Annotated in this window: 19 protein-coding genes; 10 read left to right on the top strand and 9 right to left on the bottom strand. The window is 64.7% G+C overall.

Going from position 1 to position 21960, the window contains the following annotated elements; translation table 11 throughout:
• Positions 1-30 precede the first annotated feature (30 nt).
• The 9 genes from HDG34_RS36400 to HDG34_RS36360 form a co-directional block, all read right to left on the bottom strand.
• Entirely contained in the window at positions 31-2862 is a 2832-nt protein-coding gene (locus tag HDG34_RS36400; RefSeq protein ID WP_184068249.1) for an ATP-binding protein, read from the bottom strand.
• Entirely contained in the window at positions 2859-3992 is a 1134-nt protein-coding gene (locus tag HDG34_RS36395; protein ID WP_184068246.1) for a substrate-binding domain-containing protein, read from the bottom strand. Before HDG34_RS36395 ends, HDG34_RS36400 begins: the two co-directional genes overlap by 4 nt.
• Before the next feature lie 385 nt (positions 3993-4377).
• On the bottom strand, positions 4378-5706 hold the full coding sequence (locus tag HDG34_RS36390; protein ID WP_184068244.1) for an FAD-binding oxidoreductase: 1329 nt from the start codon (positions 5704-5706) through the stop codon (positions 4378-4380).
• 52 nt (positions 5707-5758) lie between these two features.
• On the bottom strand, positions 5759-6103 hold the full coding sequence (locus tag HDG34_RS36385) for a cupin domain-containing protein (protein WP_018422376.1): 345 nt from the start codon (positions 6101-6103) through the stop codon (positions 5759-5761).
• Positions 6100-7092, bottom strand: a complete 993-nt coding sequence (locus tag HDG34_RS36380; protein WP_184068241.1) for a M14 family metallopeptidase — start codon at positions 7090-7092, stop codon at positions 6100-6102. Before HDG34_RS36380 ends, HDG34_RS36385 begins: the two co-directional genes overlap by 4 nt.
• Before the next feature lie 2 nt (positions 7093-7094).
• The gene (locus tag HDG34_RS36375; protein WP_184068238.1) at positions 7095-8573 is read right to left on the bottom strand and encodes an NAD-dependent succinate-semialdehyde dehydrogenase; all 1479 of its coding nucleotides are present in this window, start codon (positions 8571-8573) and stop codon (positions 7095-7097) included.
• Positions 8574-8656: 83 nt separating this feature from the next.
• Entirely contained in the window at positions 8657-9745 is a 1089-nt protein-coding gene (locus tag HDG34_RS36370) for a tartrate dehydrogenase (protein ID WP_184068234.1), read from the bottom strand.
• A gap of 94 nt (positions 9746-9839) precedes the next feature.
• Positions 9840-10763, bottom strand: coding sequence for a glyoxylate/hydroxypyruvate reductase A (locus HDG34_RS36365; RefSeq protein ID WP_184068230.1), 924 nt, complete (start codon positions 10761-10763; stop codon positions 9840-9842).
• Positions 10764-10769: 6 nt separating this feature from the next.
• Positions 10770-11654: a GNAT family N-acetyltransferase gene (locus tag HDG34_RS36360; protein ID WP_184068228.1), complete on the bottom strand. Its 885-nt coding sequence runs from the start codon at positions 11652-11654 to the stop codon at positions 10770-10772.
• Between the two features lie 317 nt (positions 11655-11971).
• Between HDG34_RS36360 and HDG34_RS36355 the strand changes: the two genes are divergently transcribed.
• The 10 genes from HDG34_RS36355 (at position 11972) to HDG34_RS36310 (ending at position 21953) form a co-directional block, all read left to right on the top strand.
• Positions 11972-12586: a cupin domain-containing protein gene (locus tag HDG34_RS36355; RefSeq protein ID WP_184068225.1), complete on the top strand. Its 615-nt coding sequence runs from the start codon at positions 11972-11974 to the stop codon at positions 12584-12586.
• A 460-nt stretch (positions 12587-13046) separates the two neighbouring features.
• The gene (locus HDG34_RS36350; RefSeq protein WP_184068222.1) at positions 13047-14540 is read left to right on the top strand and encodes an aldehyde dehydrogenase; all 1494 of its coding nucleotides are present in this window, start codon (positions 13047-13049) and stop codon (positions 14538-14540) included.
• Between the two features lie 106 nt (positions 14541-14646).
• Entirely contained in the window at positions 14647-15315 is a 669-nt protein-coding gene (locus HDG34_RS36345) for a haloacid dehalogenase type II (protein ID WP_090811879.1), read from the top strand.
• Between the two features lie 81 nt (positions 15316-15396).
• The gene (locus HDG34_RS36340; RefSeq protein WP_184068219.1) at positions 15397-16674 is read left to right on the top strand and encodes an FAD-binding oxidoreductase; all 1278 of its coding nucleotides are present in this window, start codon (positions 15397-15399) and stop codon (positions 16672-16674) included.
• Positions 16675-16751: 77 nt separating this feature from the next.
• The gene (locus tag HDG34_RS36335; RefSeq protein WP_184005820.1) at positions 16752-17555 is read left to right on the top strand and encodes an ABC transporter substrate-binding protein; all 804 of its coding nucleotides are present in this window, start codon (positions 16752-16754) and stop codon (positions 17553-17555) included.
• Positions 17556-17669: 114 nt separating this feature from the next.
• Positions 17670-18326: an amino acid ABC transporter permease gene (locus HDG34_RS36330; protein ID WP_018422365.1), complete on the top strand. Its 657-nt coding sequence runs from the start codon at positions 17670-17672 to the stop codon at positions 18324-18326.
• Between the two features lie 18 nt (positions 18327-18344).
• Entirely contained in the window at positions 18345-19121 is a 777-nt protein-coding gene (locus tag HDG34_RS36325) for an amino acid ABC transporter ATP-binding protein (RefSeq protein WP_184005824.1), read from the top strand.
• Positions 19118-19429, top strand: a complete 312-nt coding sequence (locus HDG34_RS36320) for a (2Fe-2S)-binding protein (RefSeq protein WP_184044624.1) — start codon at positions 19118-19120, stop codon at positions 19427-19429. Before HDG34_RS36325 ends, HDG34_RS36320 begins: the two co-directional genes overlap by 4 nt.
• Entirely contained in the window at positions 19408-20784 is a 1377-nt protein-coding gene (locus tag HDG34_RS36315; RefSeq protein WP_184068216.1) for an NAD(P)/FAD-dependent oxidoreductase, read from the top strand. Before HDG34_RS36320 ends, HDG34_RS36315 begins: the two co-directional genes overlap by 22 nt.
• Complete coding sequence (locus tag HDG34_RS36310) at positions 20781-21953, top strand: FAD-binding oxidoreductase (RefSeq protein WP_184068213.1); 1173 nt, start codon at positions 20781-20783, stop codon at positions 21951-21953. The genes HDG34_RS36315 and HDG34_RS36310 overlap by 4 nt, the downstream gene beginning before the upstream one ends.
• Positions 21954-21960 lie beyond the last annotated feature (7 nt).

Raw genomic sequence — 21960 nt, 5'->3', positions numbered from 1 at the left:
GATGATGCGGTTCGCGTTCTGAGGCGCGAATCACCGCGGCAGCCTCCTTTCCAGATATTGCTCGACGAAGCTGAGGATCGCCTTGGACCGGTAAGCCTTCGCCAACCGGCAAAGGTGGTCTGCGAAGGGTCGATAGCGCTCGTCGAGCTCGCTCAAGTGTTGGGCGTGTTGCACGATGGCACGCATGTCGCCGAGTCGCGCCAGGTAGTGCAGCGCTTCGATCTCCCCCGGCGGCGGTGCCATCAAGGGCGCGGTAAAAGGAGCGGCAGCGGGTACAGCCGTGTGGTCCGCGCCAGTGACTTGCGCCTTGCTCGCTTCGTCGATCCACTCGACATTCAGGAGCGACGCGACATGGGACAATAGCCGGCCGAAATCGATCGGTTTGGCAAGAAAAGCGTTTGCGCCGGCCGCGAGACTGTGCGCCGCATCGGTCCCCGAGGCGCTTGCGGAGACTGCGACGATGGGCAGATCCCGGAACTCGGGCATCTGGCGCAGGCGACGCGTGGCTTCGAGCCCGTCCATCCCGGGCATGACCACATCCATCAGGACAAGCGCAGGATGCAGGGTGCGGGTTTTCTCCAGAGCTTCGGATCCGTTGCCAGCCTCCGCCATGTCGAATCCGAGCGGCCCCAGCATATCGACCATCACGGCACGGTTCTCCGCCACGTCATCCGCGACCAGGATAGCCTTGCGCGGCCCCTTGTAACCGCTCACGATCCGTCCGGACGCGGCGACAGCCGCCGGGGGCGCCACCACCTGGACATCCAGCTCGATCGAGAAGACGCTGCCAATATCGCGACGACTCTCGATATGGATGTCGCCGCCCATCAGGCGTACGAGTTGCCGGCTGATGGCGAGCCCCAGCCCCGTGCCGCCAAAGCGGTGCCGGTCGTCGCTCACTTGCTCGAAAGGCCTGAAGATTTCCTCCTGGCGCCCTTCATCTATCCCAATGCCGGTGTCCTGCACTTTGAAACATAGTCGCGCGGGCGGCGTAAAAGCGACGCTCAGATGCACGCTCCCCTGCTCGGTAAATCTGATCGCATTGGAAAGCAGGTTGAGCAGCGCCTGACGCAGCCGTATTTCGTCCACCCGGACAGCCGCGGGCAGATCGGGTGGCATGTCGCAATCGAAGGCCAGGCCCTTTTCCGTTGCCTTGACCCGCATCGTCTCGGCAACAAAACAGACGAACTGTTCGAGCGGAACGTCGGAAAGATTGAGTTCCATTCGTCCAGCTTCGATCTTGGCTATATCCAGGATGTCGTCGATGAGCGTCAGCAGGTGTTCGCCGCTGCGCTGGATGACCGCGAGTCCGTCGATCTGGCGTTGATCGAGTGTCGTGTCGCGTGTGAGGATCTGCGCGTAACCAAGAATCGCGTTCAGCGGCGTACGCAGTTCGTGGCTCATGTGCGCGAGAAAGTCACTTTTTGCCTGGTTGGCCGTATCTGCATGTTCCTTGGCCACGGCGAGTTCCGCTGTCCGTTCGCGGATCATGTCTTCGAGGTGCTCGCGATAGCGCCGCAATTCCGCTTCGGCATGCTTGTGCTCCGTGATGTCGCGTGAGATGCCGAGCAGGAACTGCGGCACGCCGCGCACATCGGCGATCGGGATCTTCATGGTGTGCACCAGGCGCACGCCATGTCGCGTATGAACCGGCTCTTCCTGTATGTCGATCATGTGATGCGACTCCAGCACGGCCCGATCCTTGAGCGCGAAGAATTCAGCCTCCTCCGCGGGAAACAGATCGTGGACGGACCGGCCGAGGAGCTCCTCGCGCCGGTAGCCGAGAAGTTGCTCCGCCGCCTTGTTGCAGCGCACGAAGCGCAAGGTCGCGGCCTCCTTGACGAAGATCGTGTCCGGGATGTTTTCGATGATGCTGTTAAGAAAGTTCTCGCTTTCCCGGACGGCATCTTCGGCGTGCTGACGTTCGGCGATCTCGGCCGCCTGACCCGCAAGCGCCGTACTGAGTTCGGCCGTGCGCTGTGCGACGCGCGCCTCGAGTCCGGCGTTGAGCTCCTTCAACGCATCCTCGGCCTGGCGGCGCCGGCGCCGGTCTTCAAGGAACTGCTCGACTGCGCGCGCCATATCGGCAATCTCGTCGCCGCCGTGCACGGGGACTCCGGCTTGCGTGCTCCCGGCATCGCCGTGCCGCAGAAAGTGACTGACGCGGCGCAGGCGCGCCACGACATGGCGCCCGAGGAATTCGCGGGCGATTAGCCAGGTGAGCAGCAGGCTCACCGCGACTCCACCTGCCACCCATTTGCGTGTGCGATCTGCGCGAACGGCCAGATCCTGGACTGCTTCGCGGTAGTCGCGCGTCAAATAATCGGACTGCCGTTGCGCCGCGACGGCCAGAGCCTCGGCCGCGCCGCGCAGATCCTTGTCGAGGCTGGTCAGCGACACGCCCGGCCGCTGCCCATCCGCCGGCGCACCCCGAGTGCCGAGCGCGGTCTCGCGCACCTGCGCCTCGATGTTGGCGATGTTGCGAAAGCGTTGGCTCGACCGATAAAGCGTCAGCGCGTCGACCTCTGGGTCGTCGCTTGCGGCCGCGGAGGCCAGGCGGTCAACCAGGCGGTCGAAGGATGCCAGCTGTTCGAGCACATGCCGATGGGTCTCGCGCACGGCATCGATCGTATCGTCGCGAGACAACTGCAATGCGAGGCGTTCAATGGTCAGCGTGTGCTGTACCAGATCCTGCGCATCCGCGAGGCGCGTGAGCCGCTCTTCGGCCAGCTGGCGGATCGAGTGGGCCGAACCGGTCAACGAGTAAATCGTCGTGGCTCCGACGACGACCACCAGCGCGGCCAGGCACGAAACAACGAGCGCAAATTGAGCGGTGAGCGATTGTGGGAAAGGCAGTTTCACGGTCGTTGCCAGATCTGACGATAAATGTCGCGATAGCCGTTGTCAGGGTCGTAGAGTAGACGATCGCCGCCGTCCGCGGCGACGTTGTCCGCCGTCACGAGATGCACCGGCGTCACGTAACCCGTGACGCCGACGCCCGCGAAAAGTCGGTTCATTTCGTCGACCAGTTGCCAGCCGTGCAGATTCAGGGGTTCGGCCACGGTGCCGGTCTGGAACGTGCCGGTGCGGATGCGCAGGAAGGCGGACTCGCTGCCGTCGCCAGCCGACAGCATGATCATTGCAGCGTTCGGCATTCCCGCCTGAGTCAACACCGGGGCGGCGTAGTCGAAGTAGATGTCGTTGATCGCCAGCGCACAGTTCCAGCGCGGGCCGTAACGCGCGAGCAGGGCGCGTGTCGTCCCCGGCACCAGTTCCCGGCTGCGCGAAATCGCCACGTCGCGCACTTCAAGCAGGGTACAGCCACTGCACGCGCGAACGACGGCAGCCATTTCATCCGCCTTGCCTTGCGCAATTCGGAAATTGGAATCGGTGAAGATGACGACACCCGCATGCCCGCCGGACTGCACGATGGCCGCCAGCGCGGTCACGCGCGCGACCTCGAGCGGATCCGTCGCCACGTTCATCGCCACGGGCGTGCCGGGCACCGGTCCGGCCCGGGCCGCGACATGCCAGCCGACGATCGGGATGTTGTTCTCGGCAAACGGCCGCAGTGCGGGGAGCAGCGCGCGTGCGTCGCCGCCGGCGAGGATCAGACCGTCGGGGTGGCTTGCCAGCGCATTCGCGAGCATCTTCAGACGTAGGTCGGCCGCACCCGCGGAATCGAAGATCCTCACGCGCCAGCCGATCACCTTGGCCGCCTCCAGCACACCATCGACCACACCGAGGATGCCGCCATTGCGCAAATCCTCGGTGACGACCGCGATGTGTTTTCCAGATTGCGCGGGTGGCCCCTTGCGTGGCCCGTTCCAGGGTGCAGCGGGTCGCGAAGCGGCGTCGACCACTCGCCTGGCCAGGGCCAGGAAGTCCGTCGCGGCGACCGGGGCTCCGGGCGCAGGGCCAGGCAATAAATCCTGCGCGGCGGCGGCCGGCAGCACACACGCGCAAGCCAACGCCAGAAGGAAGCCCTTCATGCTGTTCCCCCCATTGGCTCCGTCGAGGTCGATTGGGGGTGCCCAAAGCCGCTCGCGGATGACCTTTTTAGCAGGATATTACAAGCCGATTCCCGCGTGTCATCGGTCATGCGCTGGCGCAGATTGGATCAAGCGTGGTCGGCACTCAACTGCAATGGTCTGATGGTCAGTGTTCGCCACGATTGCGCAATCAATCGTTCATCGATCGCAAGCCATGGAGTTTCTCGACTGCAAGCAGGTACGACAGCATGACGACTGGCAGTGTCGTTTGGCACGGAAGCCGCTTCGCCGTATCCGGGGTTGAGGAATGGCGGTGAAACGGTCGAAACTGCATCTTCCCGCGATCGGGCTGGGAACATGAGATTTCGCGGGGCGACGTCGGGTGTTACATCATCTCGGGTTTCGCCAGCCGGGTGCCATCGCTAAAGCGCGTCAATCGATATGGCTGTGTCTCGATCCCAGTCGCGTCGTCTGTCACGATGCGGCTAACCAGCATGCCGGCTCCCGGTCCCAGCCCGAATCCATGACCGCTGAACCCCGAAGCGATCACAAGGCCCGGCTTGCTCTCCACGTGTGACATCACCGGCACCAGATCGGGCATCGTGTCGATCGCGCCTGCCCACGCATGAGCGATACGCAATCCCGACAGTTCGGGAAAGACCGTCGCAACGTTTTGCAGTGCACGCGTCGGCCACTCGGCATCGGGCACGGGATTGAGAACCCGCGTCACCTCGAACGGAGAGATGTCGTCGTGGCCCCAGTCCGCACTTCCTTCGGGGCCGCCGAAGAAAGGTTGCGCGATCCGGAATTTGAGCTTCTTGTTGAGTTTGCTGCGGAACATCTGGCGAAACTTGACCGCGTGCCGCAGGTTCTGTGGCGCGATCTCCATGCGTCCATAGCCCGGCACCGCGATCGTGTAGCCGCCGTCCAGCCGCCGCCGCATCGCGAAGTTCGGGCCGGAGAAGCACCCGTCTATCACGGCCGGCGCTTCCGCCGTGCGCAACGCGGTGCCGATCACATTGACCGCCGGCAGATCGATCCCATGGTGCCGGCAGAACAGGGCGCTCCACGCGCCGCCGGCCAGCACGACGCTGCTCGCGCCAATCCGGCCGCGCTCGGTCCATACGCCGGAGATTCGACCCGCGCTGCTATCGAGTCCGCGAACCGCACAGGTCTGATGCACGCGCGCGCCGAGTCGTTGCGCGCCTCTTGCGATGGCGGGCGCTGCTCGCGACGGCTCCGCGCGTCCATCGGAATGCGACCACACGCCGCCCGCCCACTTCGCCCGACTATGCGGAACGCGCGCGGCCAGTTCTCGAGCCGACAGCAGCTGACTGTCGAAGCCGAGCGCGCGCGCCTTGCCGAGCCATGTTTCCCACTGGGCGACATCGGCAGACTGCTCGCTTGCGTACAGAATGCCGCTGCGCCGAAAACCGATGTCCTCGCCGAGTTCGTCGCTCAACTCGCCCCAACGCTTCAGGCTCTGCATCGCGAGCGGCAACTCGTAAAGGTCGCGGTTCTGCTGACGCACCCAACCCCAGTTGCGCCCCGACTGCTCCGCGCCAATGATGCCTTTTTCGAGCAGCACGACCGATACGCCGCGCCGTGCCAGCTCGTAAGCGGTGCTGACGCCGATAATGCCGCCGCCGATCACGGCTACGTCGCAGCGATCGGGGAACCCCTCGCTATTCGGGACTTCGTCGATTCTTAGCATGTTTGAGCAACCATGATTGACATGAGCAGCCGGATACCGGGTGCGTACGCTGTCAGAAGATCACATAGATCTTCCGCAGCGTTTCATCGATGTTCCAGAGTCCTTCCGTGTTGGCTTGGAAAAATAGCGTGTCGCCGGCGGCGAAGCGGACCGTGTCTTCTCCGTCGGGCGTGAAGGTGCCGCTGCCCTTGATGAAATGCATCACCTCCGCCTGCTTGACGGAGCGCCGGTAGGTGCCGGGCGAGCACTCGAACACGCCGGTATCGATTGCTTCGTGACCGGGAATGACGTACTGGCGTCCCGATACGCGCGACGGTTCGGTACCGGGCAGGCCCGCGGTTCCCCAATCCTCCAGTGCGGAGACTTCCGCGGCTTGCCTGATCTGCTGAACTTTCATTGCGCTGTTTCCTGTTGTCGTGAGCGGAGGTCGATACGTCGTTCGATCCGGCCTAGCCGGACCACTGTGACGCCGGCGCGCAACTGGCGCAGCGAGGGCATCACCAGCATGCAGTCATCGTACGGAGTCGAGACCGGCTGACCGTCGGACCATGCGATCACGGTGCCGGCCTTGTCGAACGTCTCGAGGCCGGTGTAAGGGCCCGCGAAACGGAAATCCATGCTCTTTGCGACGACCGGTTCGGTTACGCGCACGATGCGCATTTCGTCGGGCAATGGCGCGATCCAGCCGGGCGGCAGGTCGGCTGCGTCGACGATGCCCGACAGCAACAGAAAGCGCGCGGTGCAGTCGCGCGCAACCGTCACCGCGCTGGCTTCCCAGTGCTGGCCGCATTCGATCAACAGGGCATTCTTCGGACTCGTGTCGTCGCCGAAGCCCTCGTAGTCGCGCATCCGGCGGCCTTCGGGATGGCCTTCGTCCTGAATCACGGTGGCGGGCGTGCCGAGCCGCTCGGCCAGTTCGGCTCCCTTGCGCAGCGGCCCCGCGACGATCAGCGGCGCGCTTTTTTCATGCATCGAATGCAGGTCGAGCAGCAGATCCACTGTGTCGATCACCGGCCGCATCGCGCGCGCACGATCGAGTTCCGACGAGCGGGTCGCCAGATCGTCGAGCTTCGCGGCGGTCCAGACGCGGTTGAAGTCCTGATCGACGAAACGAGCTTTGTCTGGTGTCGCGGGATCGAACAGCGCATACGCGGCGACGTTCGCGAACGACAGCGTGAGCTTGCCGCGGCGCGGGCGCAGGCCGCTGCGCAACAACGCGTCGACGGTGATCGCGCCGCACACTTCGTTGCCATGCGTGAGCGCATTGATCATCACGTGCGGCCCGGCCTGGCCGGAGTCGAACGAGTGCACGTATGCAATGCCGGTATTGCCGTCGACGTGCGCCGAGAGGTCCGGAAATTCGACTTCGATCGGATAGGCTTCCATGTTTACTCCAGACCTCCCTGACACAGATACTTGATCGACAGATAGTCATCGAGACCATACTTCGATCCTTCGCGACCGTAGCCGGATTCCTTCACACCGCCGAACGGCGCCGCTTCTGAAGCGAGCGCGCCTTCGTTGATACCGACGATGCCAGCTTCCAGCGCGCGCGAGACACGCTCGATACGGCGCATGTTCTCGCTGTAGAAGTACGAGGCGAGCCCGAACGGCGTGTCGTTGGCGGCCTGCACCGCTTCCTGCTCGCTGTCGAATGGGAACAGCGGCACGACCGGGCCGAAGGTTTCCTCGCCGCACAACACCATCGACGACGTGGCGTTACCCAGCACCGTGGGCGCGTAGTAGTGCGGTCCCAGCTCGGTGAGCCGTCGGCCGCCCGTCAACACGAGCGCGCCGTTCTCGAGCGCGTCCTCGACATGACGAGCGATCTTGTCCACAGCGCGCTCATTGATCATGGGCCCGATCTGCGAGGCGGGGTCGCTGGCGGGTCCGACCCGCAGTTCGGCCACTTTCGCGCACAGCAGCGCGGAGAAACGTTCGTATACGCCGCGCTGCACGAAGACGCGGTTCGGACACACGCAGGTCTGCCCGCCATTGCGGAATTTCGCGGCCAGCAGGCCATTGACCGCGGCATCGAGGTCGGCGTCGTCGAATACGATGAACGGCGCATTGCCGCCGAGTTCCAGCGAGAGTTTCTTCAGCGTGCCCGCCGATTCGCGCGCGAGATGCTTGCCGACGGGCGTCGATCCGGTGAACGTGATCTTGCGGACACGGCTGTCGGCGAGCCAGTCGCCGACCGTCTCGGCCGCCGCCGCGCGCGAAGCCGAGATCAGGTTGAGCACGCCGTTCGGCACGCCCGCCTCGTGCGCCAGCATCACCAGTGCGATCGCGGTGAGCGGCGTGTCTTCCGCGGGTTTCGCGACCACCGTGCAGCCCGCCGCGAGCGCGGGTGCGATCTTGCGCGCGATCATCGCAAGCGGAAAATTCCAGGGCGTGATGGCCGCGACGACCCCGATCGGTTCCTTGACCGCGCTCATCCGCTTGCCGCGCTGCTGCTGCGGAATCAGGTCGCCGTAGATGCGGGTGGCTTCGTCGGCGAACCACGCGACGTACGACGCGCCATAGGTCACCTCGGCGCGTCCTTCGGCGAGCGGCTTGCCTTGTTCGAGTGAGATCAACGCACCGAGTGCGTCGCGATTCGCGACGATCAACGCGTGCCAGCGGTGCAGTACCGCCGCGCGTTCGCTGGCCAGCCTCGCGCGCCACGCGGGCAGCGCTTTAGCGGCGGCGTCCGTGGCCGCTCGCGCGTCGCTGGGGCCGCTGTCGGCAACTTCCGCGATCGGCTTGCCGGTTGCCGGATCGGTGACCGCGAAACGCCGACCGCTCGCGGCGGCGACCCACTCGCCGTTGATGAAGTTCTCCGTGCGGATCAGCGCGCGGGCCTGTTGTTCGAGATTCGTGCTCATATGAGGTCTCCGTGCCGGTTGGCATGCGATGGCAGAGCGCCCGACGCGCGCCGGGCAGTCAGTGCTGCCTGCTCTGTGAGTGATCAGGACGGGTTGGCGACCCGAGCCGCGATCGCCGCGCCGACCTCCGTGGTCGATGCGCTGCCGCCCAGGTCGCCCGTGCGCGGGCCTTCCTTCAGCACCCGCGTGATCGCGGCGACGATGCTGTCGTGCGCATCGCGCTCGACACCCGCGCCGTGGCCGAGAAAGTCGAGCATCATCGCGGCCGACCAGATCATCGCGACCGGATTGGCAATGCCCTTGCCGGCGATGTCGGGCGCCGAGCCATGCACCGGCTCGAACAGCGACGGAAAGCGCCGATCGGGATTCAGGTTGCCCGACGGCGCGATGCCGATCGTCCCCGTGCACGCCGGCCCGAGATCGGAAAGGATGTCGCCGAACAGGTTCGATGCGACCACCACGTCGAAGCGATCCGGGTTCAGCACGAAGCGCGCGCACAGGATGTCGATGTGCTGACGGTCCATCTTCACATCCGGGTAGCGGGCGGCCATTTCATCGGCGCGGGCGTCCCACCACGGCATGCTGATCGCGATACCGTTGCTCTTCGTTGCAACCGTGAGTTTTTTCGCTCGACGCTGTGCAAGGTCGAACGCGAACTTCATCACGCGCTCGGTGCCGTGGCGCGTGAAGATCGACTGCTGCATCACGACTTCGCGCTCGGTGCCCTCGAACATCGTGCCGCCCACCGACGAATACTCGCCTTCGGTGTTTTCGCGCACGATCATGAAGTCGATATCGCCCGGCTTGCGGTTAGCGAGCGGGCAGGGCACGCCTTCGAACAGCCGCGCGGGGCGCAGGTTCACGTACTGGTCGAATTCGCGGCGGAACTTCAGGAGCGAACCCCACAGCGAAATATGGTCGGGCACCTTGTCGGGCCAGCCGACCGCGCCGAACAGAATCGCATCGCAGTCCTGCAGTTGCGCCTTCCAGTTGTCGGGCATCATCTGGCCGTGTTGCGCGTAGTAGTCGCACGACGCCCATTCGATATGGCGGTATTCGATGCCGATGTCGAAGCGTTTGCATGCGGCGTCCAGCACGCGCAGGCCTTCGGGCATCACTTCGGTGCCGATGCCGTCGCCGGGAATCACGGCAATGCGGTATTTGCGGGTCATACATCTCTCTCCTTGCCGTGATCGCGCGCCGTCTGCCGACGCCGCGCGGATGGCGAAATGGGGTTGCGTTCGGGGACCGGGCCGCGCATGGGTATCAGTAGCCGCGCGTCCGGTCGATCAAGCCGTTCATCCGCTCGCCGCTGCGATAGCGGCGCAGGTTTTCCAGTACCGCATCGACGGCCGGTTCGGGCCGCGTCGCGCTCGCGATATGCGGCGTGATGCGCACGCGCGGTTGCGCCCACAGCGGATGGTCGGCGGGCAACGGCTCCGGGTCGGTGACATCGAGCACCGCGCTGTGAATCTGCCCGCGTTGCAGCGCGTCGAGCAGATCGGCGCTGACGAGTTGCGGTCCGCGGCCGACGTGAACCAGCGACGCGCCTCGCGGCAGCATGTCGAATACCCGCCGGCAGAGCAGGCCGCGCGTGGCTTCCGTGAGCGGCAGCAAACAGATCAGGATGTCGGCACGGGCAAGCAACTCGTCGAGCCCGGCCTCGCCCGCATAGCAGTCGATCCCTTCGAGCTCGTGCTTCGAGCGGCTCCAGCCCGCGCAGGCGAAGCCGAACAGCCGCAAACGCTCCAGCACCGCGCGGCCAAGCATGCCGAGGCCGAGCACGCCGATTCGACGCGACGCGGCGGCGCGCGACGGCATCGGCTGCCAGACGCGCGCCCGCTGCTGCAACCCGTAATCGAACAGATCGCGGTGAATCGCCAGAACCGCCTCGGTGACATATTCGACCATGCCTTCGACGATGCCCGGCTCGAGCATCCGCACCACCGGCAGATGCGCCGGAATCTGCGACAGATCCAGTTGATCGACTCCCGCGCCGACCGAAAACACCACTTCGAGATTCGGCAGCGTGAGCGCGAGGTCTCCCGGTTGCCACGCGACCAGATAGCGCACGGCCGCGGGATCGCCGAGGTCCGGCCACACCCGGAACGGCACGTCGGGCGCCAGCTGCGCGAAGCGCTCGGCCCATAGCGCTCCACGCACCGGATCGGCTTTGTAGAGGACGGTCATTGGCGGTTACGCCATCGCCTGATTGATGATGCCGAACGCGCGCCAGCCCGGGTCCGGGGCCACCTCGCACAAGTCGGCGGGTGCGTTGCGCACCATCTTTTCGACCGAGTCGACGCGCGGCATGCCGACATGGGTCAACCAGTCGTTGATGCCGGCGTCGTCCGGCACGTCGATCCGCACGAAGTCGCCGGCGTGCTGCGCGAGCCAGTACGAAATCAGTGCGCGGGCACGCAGATCGTCGGACCCATGCTGCGCGACCACCGGTCCAACCGAGTAGCCGCGTCCGAACGGACGGAACAGCGAGAAACCGACCACTTCGCCGTCACGTTCGAGAACCACGGCTTGCGCGAACCCGAGCAGCGCCGGTATCGTCGCGCTGCGGTCGAAGCCGCTCGCGCGCGACGCGAGTTCGATCAGCTTCGGCGTGTCGTCCGGCCTCGCGGCACGCAACTGTTCGCCGGCCGGCGGCGCGACAGCGGCCACGCTGCCGAGCGTGCCCTGATGCTGGGTGAGTCCGCCGCAGCTGACGAAGCCGAGCTTTTCGTAAAGCGGCTTGCCCGCGACCGTTGCGTGCAGGAAGGTCACGCGGTTGCCCAGTTCTTCGAGCACCAGTTCCATCAGCCTGCGGCCAATGCCACGGCCCTGTTCGTCCGGCGAGACGATCACGAGGCCGAGCGTGCCGCGGTCCGCGCCGAATTTCCAGCAGAGCGCGGTGCCGATCACGGCGCCATTGTCTTCAGCGACGAAGCCGGTGCCGGCGTCGTACATGAAGCGCCAGTCATCGGCGCGGTGCGGCCAGCGCACCGCAACCGAGAGGCCATGCGCGGCGGCGATGTCATCGGAAGTGAAGCGGCGATAGGTCAGTGATTTCTTCACGGTTGACTCGGACACTGCAAACTCCTGCTGGCGGCATGAACAGCCTAGACTGTGGCATTCCCGGTGCCTGCTTCATAGGACGATCTTTTTGTTATTCGGGCCGGTGTGTGCTCGGGTCTGCTTCACGGCGGCAGCGACGCGCAACGCAATTGCACAGGTATTTTTGGCGTTCACCCCGCGGGTGCTATATTCAATATAATGCTGAAAATTGAACGGGCGTTCATTGTAACGAGGCGGCTGGCGTCTCGTCGGATGCGACCGTGCGCGCCCAGCACAACAACCGCACCGGCGGCACATGGGCAGCCGGCCGCAGCGTCATCAACGGGAGACACATGCAGCGAACCGAGCTCAGCAAGAAGCGCACGGCCGACCCGGGTCACGGCGACGTCGGCGCTCGTCTGCGCGCGCTGCGCGTCGCGCAGGGTCTGTCGATCAACGAACTGGCGATGCGCGCGGGCGTGTCGGTCGGCACCGTCAGTCAGGTCGAGCGCAACAAGGCCAATCCGTCGGTGCGTATTCTCGAGCGCCTGCGCCTGGCGTTGGAGGTTCCGCTGACCGCGCTGCTCGAAGAAGACGACGCGGTCTCGGACCCGATCACCGGCGATTTCGTGCGCAAGGCGGCCGAGCGGCCGCTGTTCGAAGTCGGCAAGAACGGCATGCAGAAAGAATTGCTGTCGCCGCATGGCGATCACGATTTGCAGATGATGATCATCATGCTGCCGGCCGGCTCCGGTTCCGAAGAGGTGCTGGTGGGCATTGGCGAGAAGGCGGGCCTGGTGCTGGAAGGCACGGTCGTGCTGAATGTCGGCGACCGGCGCTCCGAACTGCGCGCGGGAGACAGCTTCCAGTTCAAGAGCACGGTGCCGCATAGCGTGCGTAACGAAAGCAGGAAGACTGCCCGTTTGCTGTGGATCATGAACACGCAGCCGCCCGTCATTCATCTTTGATCTGTTTGTTGTACCGGAGCCGCATGTCGTGTGGCAAGGCGGCGCTGTCTTCCCTCTCTTTTCCCCGCTCGCTCTGACGCATTGCGTCCGGTTCGCACGGACGGCGGCTGACGTCAACGCCTTTCTCTCATTCACTTTTCGGTATTGCATTGCACGACGGAGCGGGCGTGTCGCGTCGCCTCGCTCGTGCGCGCCCCAGCCGTGTGGGCTTGCGGCCCGTGCCCACCAGTGCGGCGGTGTGCTCTCCGAGGCAGGCAATGTATCGCAGCGCACAACGAACTTTTCACACAGTTTATTTTTGACCACTAGTATTTCATTTCGTGTTCATTAAAATGAACTTCATCCGATGTTCGTTCATTCGGCGGTCGCGATGGCGAACAGCAGTGCCGAGTGGTGCCGCAGTCACCAGTGCGTAAGCGCACGCGGCACCACACACTTGAACCTACTGATCAGGCCGGACATGTCCACTCCGTCACTCGATTTCGATCCTTCAGCCGTGCCGTTGCCGCAGGGGCATTTCATTGGCGGTGCGTACTATTCGGCGGGCGAAGCGCAGATCGCCGTTCACCGGCCGTCGGACGGCGCGCTGCTTGGCCATGTGCCGGACGCGTCGGATGCCACCGTCGATCACGCGGTCAGCAATGCGCTAGCGGCATGGAAGACGAGCGGCTGGGGCACCCGCTCTCCGCGCGAGCGCGCGAAGGTGCTGAGCCGCTGGGCCGATCTGATCGATCGCGATGCGGTGAGCCTCGCCCAACTCGAAACGGTCAGCTCGACGCGTCCGGTGACGGAAAGCTATACATCAGATGTGCCGTTCACCGCGGAGGCGATCCGCTTCTTCGCGGAGCTGGCCGACAAGCTCGGTGGCGATATCGCGGCCACGCGCCGCGACAGTCTCGGTTTTGTTGCATCGGAGCCGTACGGTGTGATCGGTGCGATTACACCGTGGAATTTTCCGCTGTCGATGTGTTCATGGAAGTGCGGTCCCGCGCTCGCGGCGGGCAACGCGGTCGTGATGAAACCGTCGGAAATGACGCCGTTCTCGACGCTGCGTCTCGCGGAACTCGCCATCGAAGCCGGCATTCCTCCGGGCATCTTCAACGTGGTGAATGGCCGTGGAGCGACGGCGGGCGCCGCGCTGACGCGTCACCCAGGCATCGCGAAGATGAGCTTCACCGGTTCGACCCGCACGGGCGCCGCGATCATGAGCGACGCCGCGATGCACGGCACCAAGCCCGTCACGCTGGAACTCGGCGGCAAGAGCCCGCAACTGGTGTTCGAACATGTGCGGGACCTCGAGCATACGGCGCGCTGCGTCGCCCGCGGCTTTACGGCCAACGGCGGCCAGGCCTGCGTGGCCGGCACGCGGCTGATCGTGCACGAGCGCATTGCCGAGCCGCTGATCGCCGCCATTCAACGGCAACTGCAGCCGATCGAGCCCGGCCCGCTGTGGGACAGCCGCACCGCTTATTCGCCGATCATCAATGCCGCCCAGGCGCGACGCATCGAAGCGCTGATCGGGCAGAGCCGCGAGAGCGGCGCGGAAGTGATCTTCGGCGGCGGTTTTTTCGAAGGCACCGACGCAGGCTATTTCCACCGCCCGACGCTGCTCGTCAATGTGACTTCAGAGACGCCCGCCGTGCGCGAGGAACTATTCGGCCCGGTGCTGACGATACAGACATTCAAAGACGAGGAAGAGGGCATCGCGCTCGCCGCGCATCCGATCTACGGTCTCGCGGCGGGGGTCCATAGCAGCGACATCGGTCAGGCGCTGCGGGCGATGCGCCGCATCGCCGCGGGCACCATCTGGATCAACCGTTACGGCCGCAGCGGCGACATGATCATTCCGACGGGCGGCTTCGGCCAGTCCGGTATCGGCAAGGATCTCGGCCGCGAAGCGATGGTGGCGAGCATGCGGCACAAGAGCGTGCTGATCGATTTCGAAACGCTATGAAGCACGGCTTTACACCGGATATACGCAAGCATCAACCGCACTGATTCAACCCGAAACTGAACCCCGAGCCTGCAACCAGGTTCGCCACGACGACAGGATGTTGACCATGATCGATTTCGAGCCGAAGTACATCACTTTCGACTGCTATGGCACGCTGACCAACTTCCAGATGGGCCAGACCGCGCGCGAGCTTTACGGCGACAAGCTGGACAAGGCGAAGATGGATGAGTTTGTCGAGTTCTTCCGTGGCTACCGCCTCGACGAAGTGCTGGGCGCATGGAAGCCCTATCGCGACGTGGTCGTGAACTCGGTGCGCCGCACCTGCGAACGCACCGGCGTGCCGTTCGACGAAGCGACCGCACTGAAGATCTACGAGGCCGTGCCGAGCTGGGGCCCGCACGCGGACGTGCCGGAAGGGCTGTCGCGACTGGCCTCGAAGTACAAGCTCGTGATCCTGTCGAATGCGTCGAACGACCAGATCCACAGCAACGTCGACAAGCTCGGCGCGCCGTTCCACAAGGTCTACACCGCCCAGCAGGCACAGGCGTACAAGCCGCTGCAGAAAGCCTTCGAGTACATGTTCTCGCAACTGGACTGCAATCCGGAAGACGTGCTGCATGTGTCGTCGAGCTTCCGCTATGACCTGATGACCGCGTACGACATGGGCATCAAACACAAGGCGTTCGTCAACCGCGGTCACGAGCCGCTGAACCCGTATTACGGCGTCAACGAAGTGTCGGGCATTCCGCAACTGGCATCGCTGCTCGGCCTCTGATTCGCACGTCCGGCCTTCTCACGACATCGCTTCCCGCGCGCCGCTGAAAGCGGCGCAACCAACCGACAGGAACGCATCACGATGAAGCTCGACTCCTACTGGCTCGACACTGCGCCACGCTTTACCAGCGGCGCCCAGGGTCCGCTACCGCAGCGGGTGGACGTTGCGGTGGTCGGCGGCGGCTTCACCGGGCTGTCGGCTGCGTTGGAGCTGGCCAAACGTGGCATGTCGGTGATCGTGTTCGAGGCGGGCCGACTCGCGGCGCAGGCATCGGGCCGGAACGGCGGCCACTGCAATACGGGCGTCGCGCAGGACTACGCGGCGTTGTCCGCGCGCATCGGCAGCGAACGCGCGTCGGAGTTCTACCGTGCGTATGCCGGCGCCGTCGAAACGGTGAAAACGATCATCGGGGAGGAGCAGATCGATTGTGATCTGCGCCACTCCGGGAAGATCAAACTCGCCGCTAAACCGCAGCATTTCGCGTCGCTCGCGAAGTCGTACGAGGTGTTGCGGCGCGAAGTCGATTCCGATGTCGAACTCGTGCCGCCCGAGCAGATTCGCAACGAGGTCGGGTCGGACAGCTTTTTCGGCGGCCTCGTGCAACGCAACGGCATGCAGATGCACATGGGCAAATTCGGCGTGGGTCTCGGCACGGCAGCCGCACGGCGTGGGGCGCAGATCTACGAGAACACGCCGGTGACGAACCTCAAGCCGCTCGGCGGCAACGCGTTCGACGTGCAGTGTCCGCTCGGGACGGTACGCGCCGAGCGCGTGCTGATTGCCACCGGCGCGTCGCAGGTCGGTCCGCTGCAATGGTTCCGGCGCCGCATCGCGCCCGTCGGCAGCTTCATCGTCGCAACCGAGCCGCTTGGCAAGGCGCGCCTCGATGCGGTGTTGCCGACGCGCCGCTCGTATGTGACGACGCTGAACATCGGCAACTATTTTCGTGCGACGCCGGACGAGCGTCTGCTGTTCGGCGGCCGCGCGCGCTTCGCGATGTCGAATCCGCGTTCGGACGAGAAAAGCGGGCGGATTCTGCGTGATGGGCTCGCGCGCTATTTCCCGCAACTGGCCGACGTGCGCATCGATTATTGCTGGGGCGGCCTCGTCGACATGACGGCCGACCGGCTGCCGCGCGCGGGCCAGCATGAAGGACTGTTCTATTCAATGGGCTACAGCGGCCACGGTGTGCAGATGTCCGTGCACATGGGTCGTCTGATGGCCGACGTGATGTTCGGCGCCGCCTCGCGCAATCCGTGGCGAACGCTCGAATGGCCCGCGATTCCAGGACATTTTGGACGCGCGTGGTTTCTGCCGCTCGTCGGCGCGTATTACAGGTTGCAGGATGTACTGCATTGAATGGATCGACTGATCGCTACCGTTAGATGGTCGGGCAGCGCGTAGATTGAAAATCACTATTCCCAGAGGAAATCCCCATGTTGCGTTTCATGTTCCAGCCTGCAGCCGCCGTCCGCTTCAACACTGTGCAGCGCTTTGCCGCCGGCGCGGGCCTCGCGATGACGATGATGTTCGGCGCCGCCCACGCTGCCGAAACGGCGACGCTCACCGCCGGCTCGCCGCCGTCGAGCGCGCCGACCACGTTCATGAACGTGAAGACGCAGCAGATCGAAGGCCTGATGCCGGATGTCGTCAAGGAGATCGGCAAGCGCGAAAACTTTAACGTGTCGTACGACGCGGTGCCGTTCTCGGCGCTGATCCAGTCGGTGGTATCGGGCAAGATCGACATCATCGTTGCCGGCATGACGCCGACGCCGAAGCGCGCCGAAGTGGTCGATTTCTCGCAGCCGGTGACGGCGTTTGGCGAAGGCATCATCGTGAAGGACACGAACAAGGCGGTCTATCACTCGGTGCAGGACCTGAAGGGCATGACGATCGGGGCGCCGACCGGTACCGACTACGGCGATCAGTTGAAGAAACTCGGCATCTTCACCGAAGTGAAGATGTACGACAGCCCCGCCGACATGACGCGCGATGTCGCGCTTGGCCGCATCGTCGCGGGCTTCAACGACTATCCGATCCTGAAGGCCCAGGAAGCAGCGGGCGCGATGGCGGGGACGCGGGTCGACGACGCGTATGTGCCGATGGAAAAGTTCGACATCGCGATCGCGGTGAAGAAGGGCAACAGCGCGCTGATGGCGAAGATCAACGACGCGCTGACGAAGATGAAGGCCGATGGCACGCTCGACGCGATCCTCAAAAAGTGGCACCTCGTGAGCTGATTGGCTTCGCGTTAAAAGAGCCGTGCCCGCGGCGATGCGGGACTCGTCCTGCCAGGTCCGTCGCGCAGCGGCGCGGCGGACTGAACGAATACGAAGAGCAATGGAAGGCACGACATGCACTGGCAAGATATAGCCGACTTTGTACCGATTTTGCTGCAAGGCGCGGTGATGAGCATCGTCATCACGCTGGGTTGTCTGGTGTTGAGCACCGTGCTCGGCCTGACCTGGGCATTGCTGAAGATGTCGCGCTATCCCCTCGTCGTACGCGGTGTGAGCACGATGATCAACGTCGTGCGCGGCCTGCCGATGATCGTGCTGCTGTTCTACATCTACTTCGTGCTGCCGGAAATCCACATCCAGGTGTCGGCGCTGCAGGCCAGCATCATTGGGCTTGGTTTCGGTTACTCGACTTACGTCGCGGAAATTTTCCGGGCGGGTATCGAGGCAGTCGATCCGGGCCAGTACGAAGCCGCGCAGTCGATCGGCATGGGCCGCGTGAAGACGATGATACGGGTGATCCTGCCGCAGGCGATCAAGGTCGCGCTGCCGCCGTACAGCAACACGCTCGTGATGATGCTGAAGGATTCATCGCTCGCGTCGACCATCACGGTCGCCGAAATGACGCGCGAAGGCCAACTGATCGCGTCGTCGACGTTTCAGAATCTGACGGTATATACGCTCGTCGCGCTCGGCTATCTCGCGATGAGCTTGCCGCTGATGAGCATGACCCGCACGCTTGAACGACGTTTCGGTCGGCACAGGGCGAGATAAGTGCGAAGTGAGGATGCGATGATCGAAATCACGAATGTGCACAAGAGCTTTGGCACCGTACCCGTTCTCAAGGGCATTTCGCTCAACGTCCGCCAGGGCGAAGTGGTCTGCCTGATCGGTGCGTCGGGCTCGGGAAAGTCAACCCTGCTGCGCTGCATTAACGCGCTGGAGTCATACGACGAAGGCGAAATTCGTCTGCTCGGCGAGCGCGTCGAACAGCGCGCGCGTAACATCAACCAGTTGCGCACCCAGGTCGGCATGGTGTTTCAGCGCTTCAACCTGTTCCCGCACCGTACGGCGCTCGAGAACGTGATGGAAGGGCCGGTGCATGTCAAGCGCCTCGCGCGCGCGGACGCGCAACGCGAAGCGTCTGAACTGCTCGACAAGGTGGGGCTCGGCCACAAGCTGCACGCCTATCCTCATCAGCTTTCGGGCGGGCAGCAGCAACGGGTGGCGATTGCGCGCTCGCTCGCGATGAAGCCGAAGGCGATCCTGTTCGACGAGCCGACCTCGGCGCTCGATCCAGAACTGGTCGGCGAAGTGCTCGGCGTGATGCGCACCCTTGCACGGGAAGGCATGACGATGCTGGTGGTCACCCACGAAATGGGCTTTGCGCGTGAGGTGGCAGACCGGGTGTGTTTTCTGCACGCGGGACTCATCATCGAGGAGGGCACGGCGCAGCAGGTGCTGGGCTCGCCGCGCGAGGCGCGCACCCGCGAGTTCCTGCGCCACGTGCTGACCAATCGCAGCGACGCTCACGTCGCGCCCGACGGTATGGCAGGAGCCGCGGCATGAACGGCAGATTCGTACGCGTAGGCGAGACGGTTCGCGCCAAAGTCGAACTGACGATCAACGGCGCGCCGGTCGAAGCGCTGGCCGGCGACACGCTGCTCACTGCGATGCTGTGCTCGGTGCGGCATGTGCGGCAGTCCGAGTTCGGCGCGGAACAACGCGCGGGCTTTTGCCTGATGGGCGCGTGTCAGGACTGCTGGGTATGGACCGCGGACGGCGAGCGGCTGCGCGCCTGCACCACGGTGGTCGAAGCAGGCATGCGCGTCGTCACGACGCAACCGGAGGCGCAATGGCCGAACCTCGCATCGTAATCGTCGGCGCAGGGCCTGCAGGGGTGCGCTGCGCGCAAACGCTGCTGGCGGCCGGCATCCGCCCGATCGTCGTCGACGAAGGCAGGCGCGATGGCGGCCAGATCTACCGGCGTCAGCCCGATGGCTTCACGCGGCCGTATTCGAAGCTGTACGGCACGGAAGCCGCGCGCGCGGAGAACCTCCATCAAACGTTCGAGCGACTGCGCCCGCAGATCGATTACCGTCCGCAGACGCTGGCGTGGAACGTCGCGCAAGGCAAGCTGCATATCGTGCATGAAGGGCACGCGAGCGTGTTGCGCTACGACGCGCTGATCCTGTGCCCCGGCGCGACCGACCGGTTGATGCCGGTCAAAGGCTGGCAGTTCGCCGGTACCTACAGCCTCGGTGCCGCGCAGATCGCGCTGAAGTCGCAGGCCTGCGCGATTGGCCGTCAGGTCGTTTTCATGGGTACCGGCCCATTGCTGTATCTGGTCGCGAACCAGTATGTGCAGGCGGGCGCCAGGGTAGCGGCAGTACTCGACACGTCGAAGACCGGTGCGCGCTTGCGCGCGCTGCCCAAATTGCTGGCGCGCGTCGACGTATTGCGCAAGGGCCGCGCGCTCGTGAGCGCGTTGAAGCGCTCAGGCGTGCGGGTGGAAAACGGCATCGAGCCGCTCGAAATTCTCGGCACTCCGGACGACGGCGTGCTTGGCGTACGCTTTCGCGATGCGCGCGGCAACGTCGCGCAGGTCGAATGCGACGCGGTCGGTCTCGGCTATCACCTGCGGCCGGAAACCCAGCTTGCCGATCTCGCGCGCTGTGCGTTCCGGTTCGACGCGATCACGCGGCAATGGGTGCCGCAAATCGACGAACTCGGTCGCAGTAGCGAAAAGGGCGTCTATATCGCGGGCGATGGCGCGCGCGTGCTCGGCGCGGACGGCGCCGAGGTCGCCGGACGGCTCGCGGCCCACGCTGCGCTGAGCGATCTCGGGCGGCCCGTTGCGGCGACCACGCTCGACGCGTTGACGCGTGAACAGCGCAAAATGGATCGCTTCCGACTCGGTCTCGTGGAGGCGTTTGCGTGGCCTGCCGCGCAGGCGGCGCGTCTGTCCGACGATACGATCGTTTGCCGGTGCGAAGGCATCACCGCGGGCGAACTGCGCCGCGTGGTGCGCGATGAAGGCGCGCAGGAAGCGAACCGTGCCAAGGCCTTTAGCCGTGTCGGTATGGGGCGCTGTCAGGGACGTTACTGCGGCCATGCGGGTGCGGAGGTGATCGCGGCGGCGGCGAACGTGCCGCTCGAGCAGGTTGGCAGACTTCGTGGACAGGCGCCGGTCAAGCCGCTGGCCATCGCAACCGTGGAGGATACCGAGTGAACCGTGCACAAGCCGATGTTCTGATCGTGGGCGGCGGGTTCATGGGTGCGTCCGCCGCATTTTTTCTGAGGCAGCGGGGCCGCTCGGTGATCCTGCTCGAGCGCCAGCTCGTCGGGCAGCAGGCGAGCGGCACCAACTTCGGTAACGTGCGCCGTCAAGGGCGCTTTCTGCCGCAGTTGCCGCTGGCGAACCGTTCGCGCGAAATCTGGGGGCGTCTGCCGGAATTGATCCAGCACGACGCCGAGTTTCTGATGTCGGGCCATGTCCGCGTCTGTTATCGCGAAGAGCAGGCCGACCAGTTCGAAACCTATGCGAAGGAGGCCGCGCACTACGGTCTCAAGCTCGACCTGTTGCGCGGCGACGCGCTGCGCGCGCGGTTTCCGTTTCTCGGTGCGGAGGTGCTGGCGGGCTCCTATTCGCAGATGGACGGGCACGCGAATCCGCGCCTCGCGGCGCCCGCGTTCGCCCGCGCCGCGGCTCGGCTCGGTGCGCAGATCGTCGAAAACTGCGATGTCGTGACGGTGGAAAAAGAGGGCGCCGAGTTTCGCGCCACGAGCGCCGACGGCCGCACGTTTCATGCGCCCGTGCTGCTGATCACGGCGGGTGCGTGGGGCAACCTGCTGTCGGAGCAATTTGGCGAAGCGGTGCCGATCGCCGTCAACGGTCCACAGATGGCCGTTACCGAACCCGTGCCGTATGCGATCCAGCCGGTGGTCGGCGTGTCGTCGCCGCAGATCGAAGAGGTGGTGTATTTCCGCCAGGTCGCGCGCGGCAATATCGTGATCGGCGGCTGCGCGCGTGCGCCTGCGTATCTCGACGAACGCCGCGCGAAGGTTCTCCCGTCAAGCACGTTGCTGCAGTTCAGACAGCTGCAGCGGGTCGCGCCGATGCTGCGCAAGCTGAGCATCATCCGGGTGTGGAGCGGCGTGGAGGGCTATATGCCCGATGACAAGCCGATCATGGGCGCAAGCGGGACGACCAGCGGCCTGTTCTATGCGTTCGGTTTTTGCGGCCACGGTTTTCAGCTTGGTCCGGGCGTAGGCGACACGATGGCCGAACTGATCGACACCGGCGCCACCAGCACGCCGCTCGAGCCGTTCGACATCCGCCGCTTCGCGACCAGTCGGGAGACGGCACCGACAGTGCCGCCCACGTCGCGCGTTGCGTGAGCGGAGC

The organism is Paraburkholderia sp. HC6.4b (genome assembly GCF_014200875.1).
GTDB lineage: Bacteria > Pseudomonadota > Gammaproteobacteria > Burkholderiales > Burkholderiaceae > Paraburkholderia > Paraburkholderia tuberum.
Note: the sequence above shows the minus strand (reverse complement) of the source record. Positions and strands in the feature narration are given on the sequence as shown.

Bases quoted from the DNA above. Each gene is read 5' to 3' on its own strand.
- HDG34_RS36350 (WP_184068222.1), top strand. From the start codon at position 13,047: ATGTCCACTCCGTCACTCGATTTCGATCCTTCAGCCGTGCCGTTGCCG.
- HDG34_RS36330 (WP_018422365.1), top strand. From the start codon at position 17,670: ATGCACTGGCAAGATATAGCCGACTTTGTACCGATTTTGCTGCAAGGC.
- HDG34_RS36385 (WP_018422376.1), bottom strand. From the start codon at position 6,103: ATGAAAGTTCAGCAGATCAGGCAAGCCGCGGAAGTCTCCGCACTGGAG.
- HDG34_RS36315 (WP_184068216.1), top strand. From the start codon at position 19,408: ATGGCCGAACCTCGCATCGTAATCGTCGGCGCAGGGCCTGCAGGGGTG.
- HDG34_RS36390 (WP_184068244.1), bottom strand. From the start codon at position 5,706: ATGCTAAGAATCGACGAAGTCCCGAATAGCGAGGGGTTCCCCGATCGC.
- HDG34_RS36325 (WP_184005824.1), top strand. From the start codon at position 18,345: ATGATCGAAATCACGAATGTGCACAAGAGCTTTGGCACCGTACCCGTT.
- HDG34_RS36370 (WP_184068234.1), bottom strand. From the start codon at position 9,745: ATGACCCGCAAATACCGCATTGCCGTGATTCCCGGCGACGGCATCGGC.
- HDG34_RS36335 (WP_184005820.1), top strand. From the start codon at position 16,752: ATGTTGCGTTTCATGTTCCAGCCTGCAGCCGCCGTCCGCTTCAACACT.
- HDG34_RS36365 (WP_184068230.1), bottom strand. From the start codon at position 10,763: ATGACCGTCCTCTACAAAGCCGATCCGGTGCGTGGAGCGCTATGGGCC.
- HDG34_RS36320 (WP_184044624.1), top strand. From the start codon at position 19,118: ATGAACGGCAGATTCGTACGCGTAGGCGAGACGGTTCGCGCCAAAGTC.
- HDG34_RS36340 (WP_184068219.1), top strand. From the start codon at position 15,397: ATGAAGCTCGACTCCTACTGGCTCGACACTGCGCCACGCTTTACCAGC.
- HDG34_RS36355 (WP_184068225.1), top strand. From the start codon at position 11,972: ATGCAGCGAACCGAGCTCAGCAAGAAGCGCACGGCCGACCCGGGTCAC.
- HDG34_RS36395 (WP_184068246.1), bottom strand. From the start codon at position 3,992: ATGAAGGGCTTCCTTCTGGCGTTGGCTTGCGCGTGTGTGCTGCCGGCC.
- HDG34_RS36345 (WP_090811879.1), top strand. From the start codon at position 14,647: ATGATCGATTTCGAGCCGAAGTACATCACTTTCGACTGCTATGGCACG.
- HDG34_RS36375 (WP_184068238.1), bottom strand. From the start codon at position 8,573: ATGAGCACGAATCTCGAACAACAGGCCCGCGCGCTGATCCGCACGGAG.
- HDG34_RS36380 (WP_184068241.1), bottom strand. From the start codon at position 7,092: ATGGAAGCCTATCCGATCGAAGTCGAATTTCCGGACCTCTCGGCGCAC.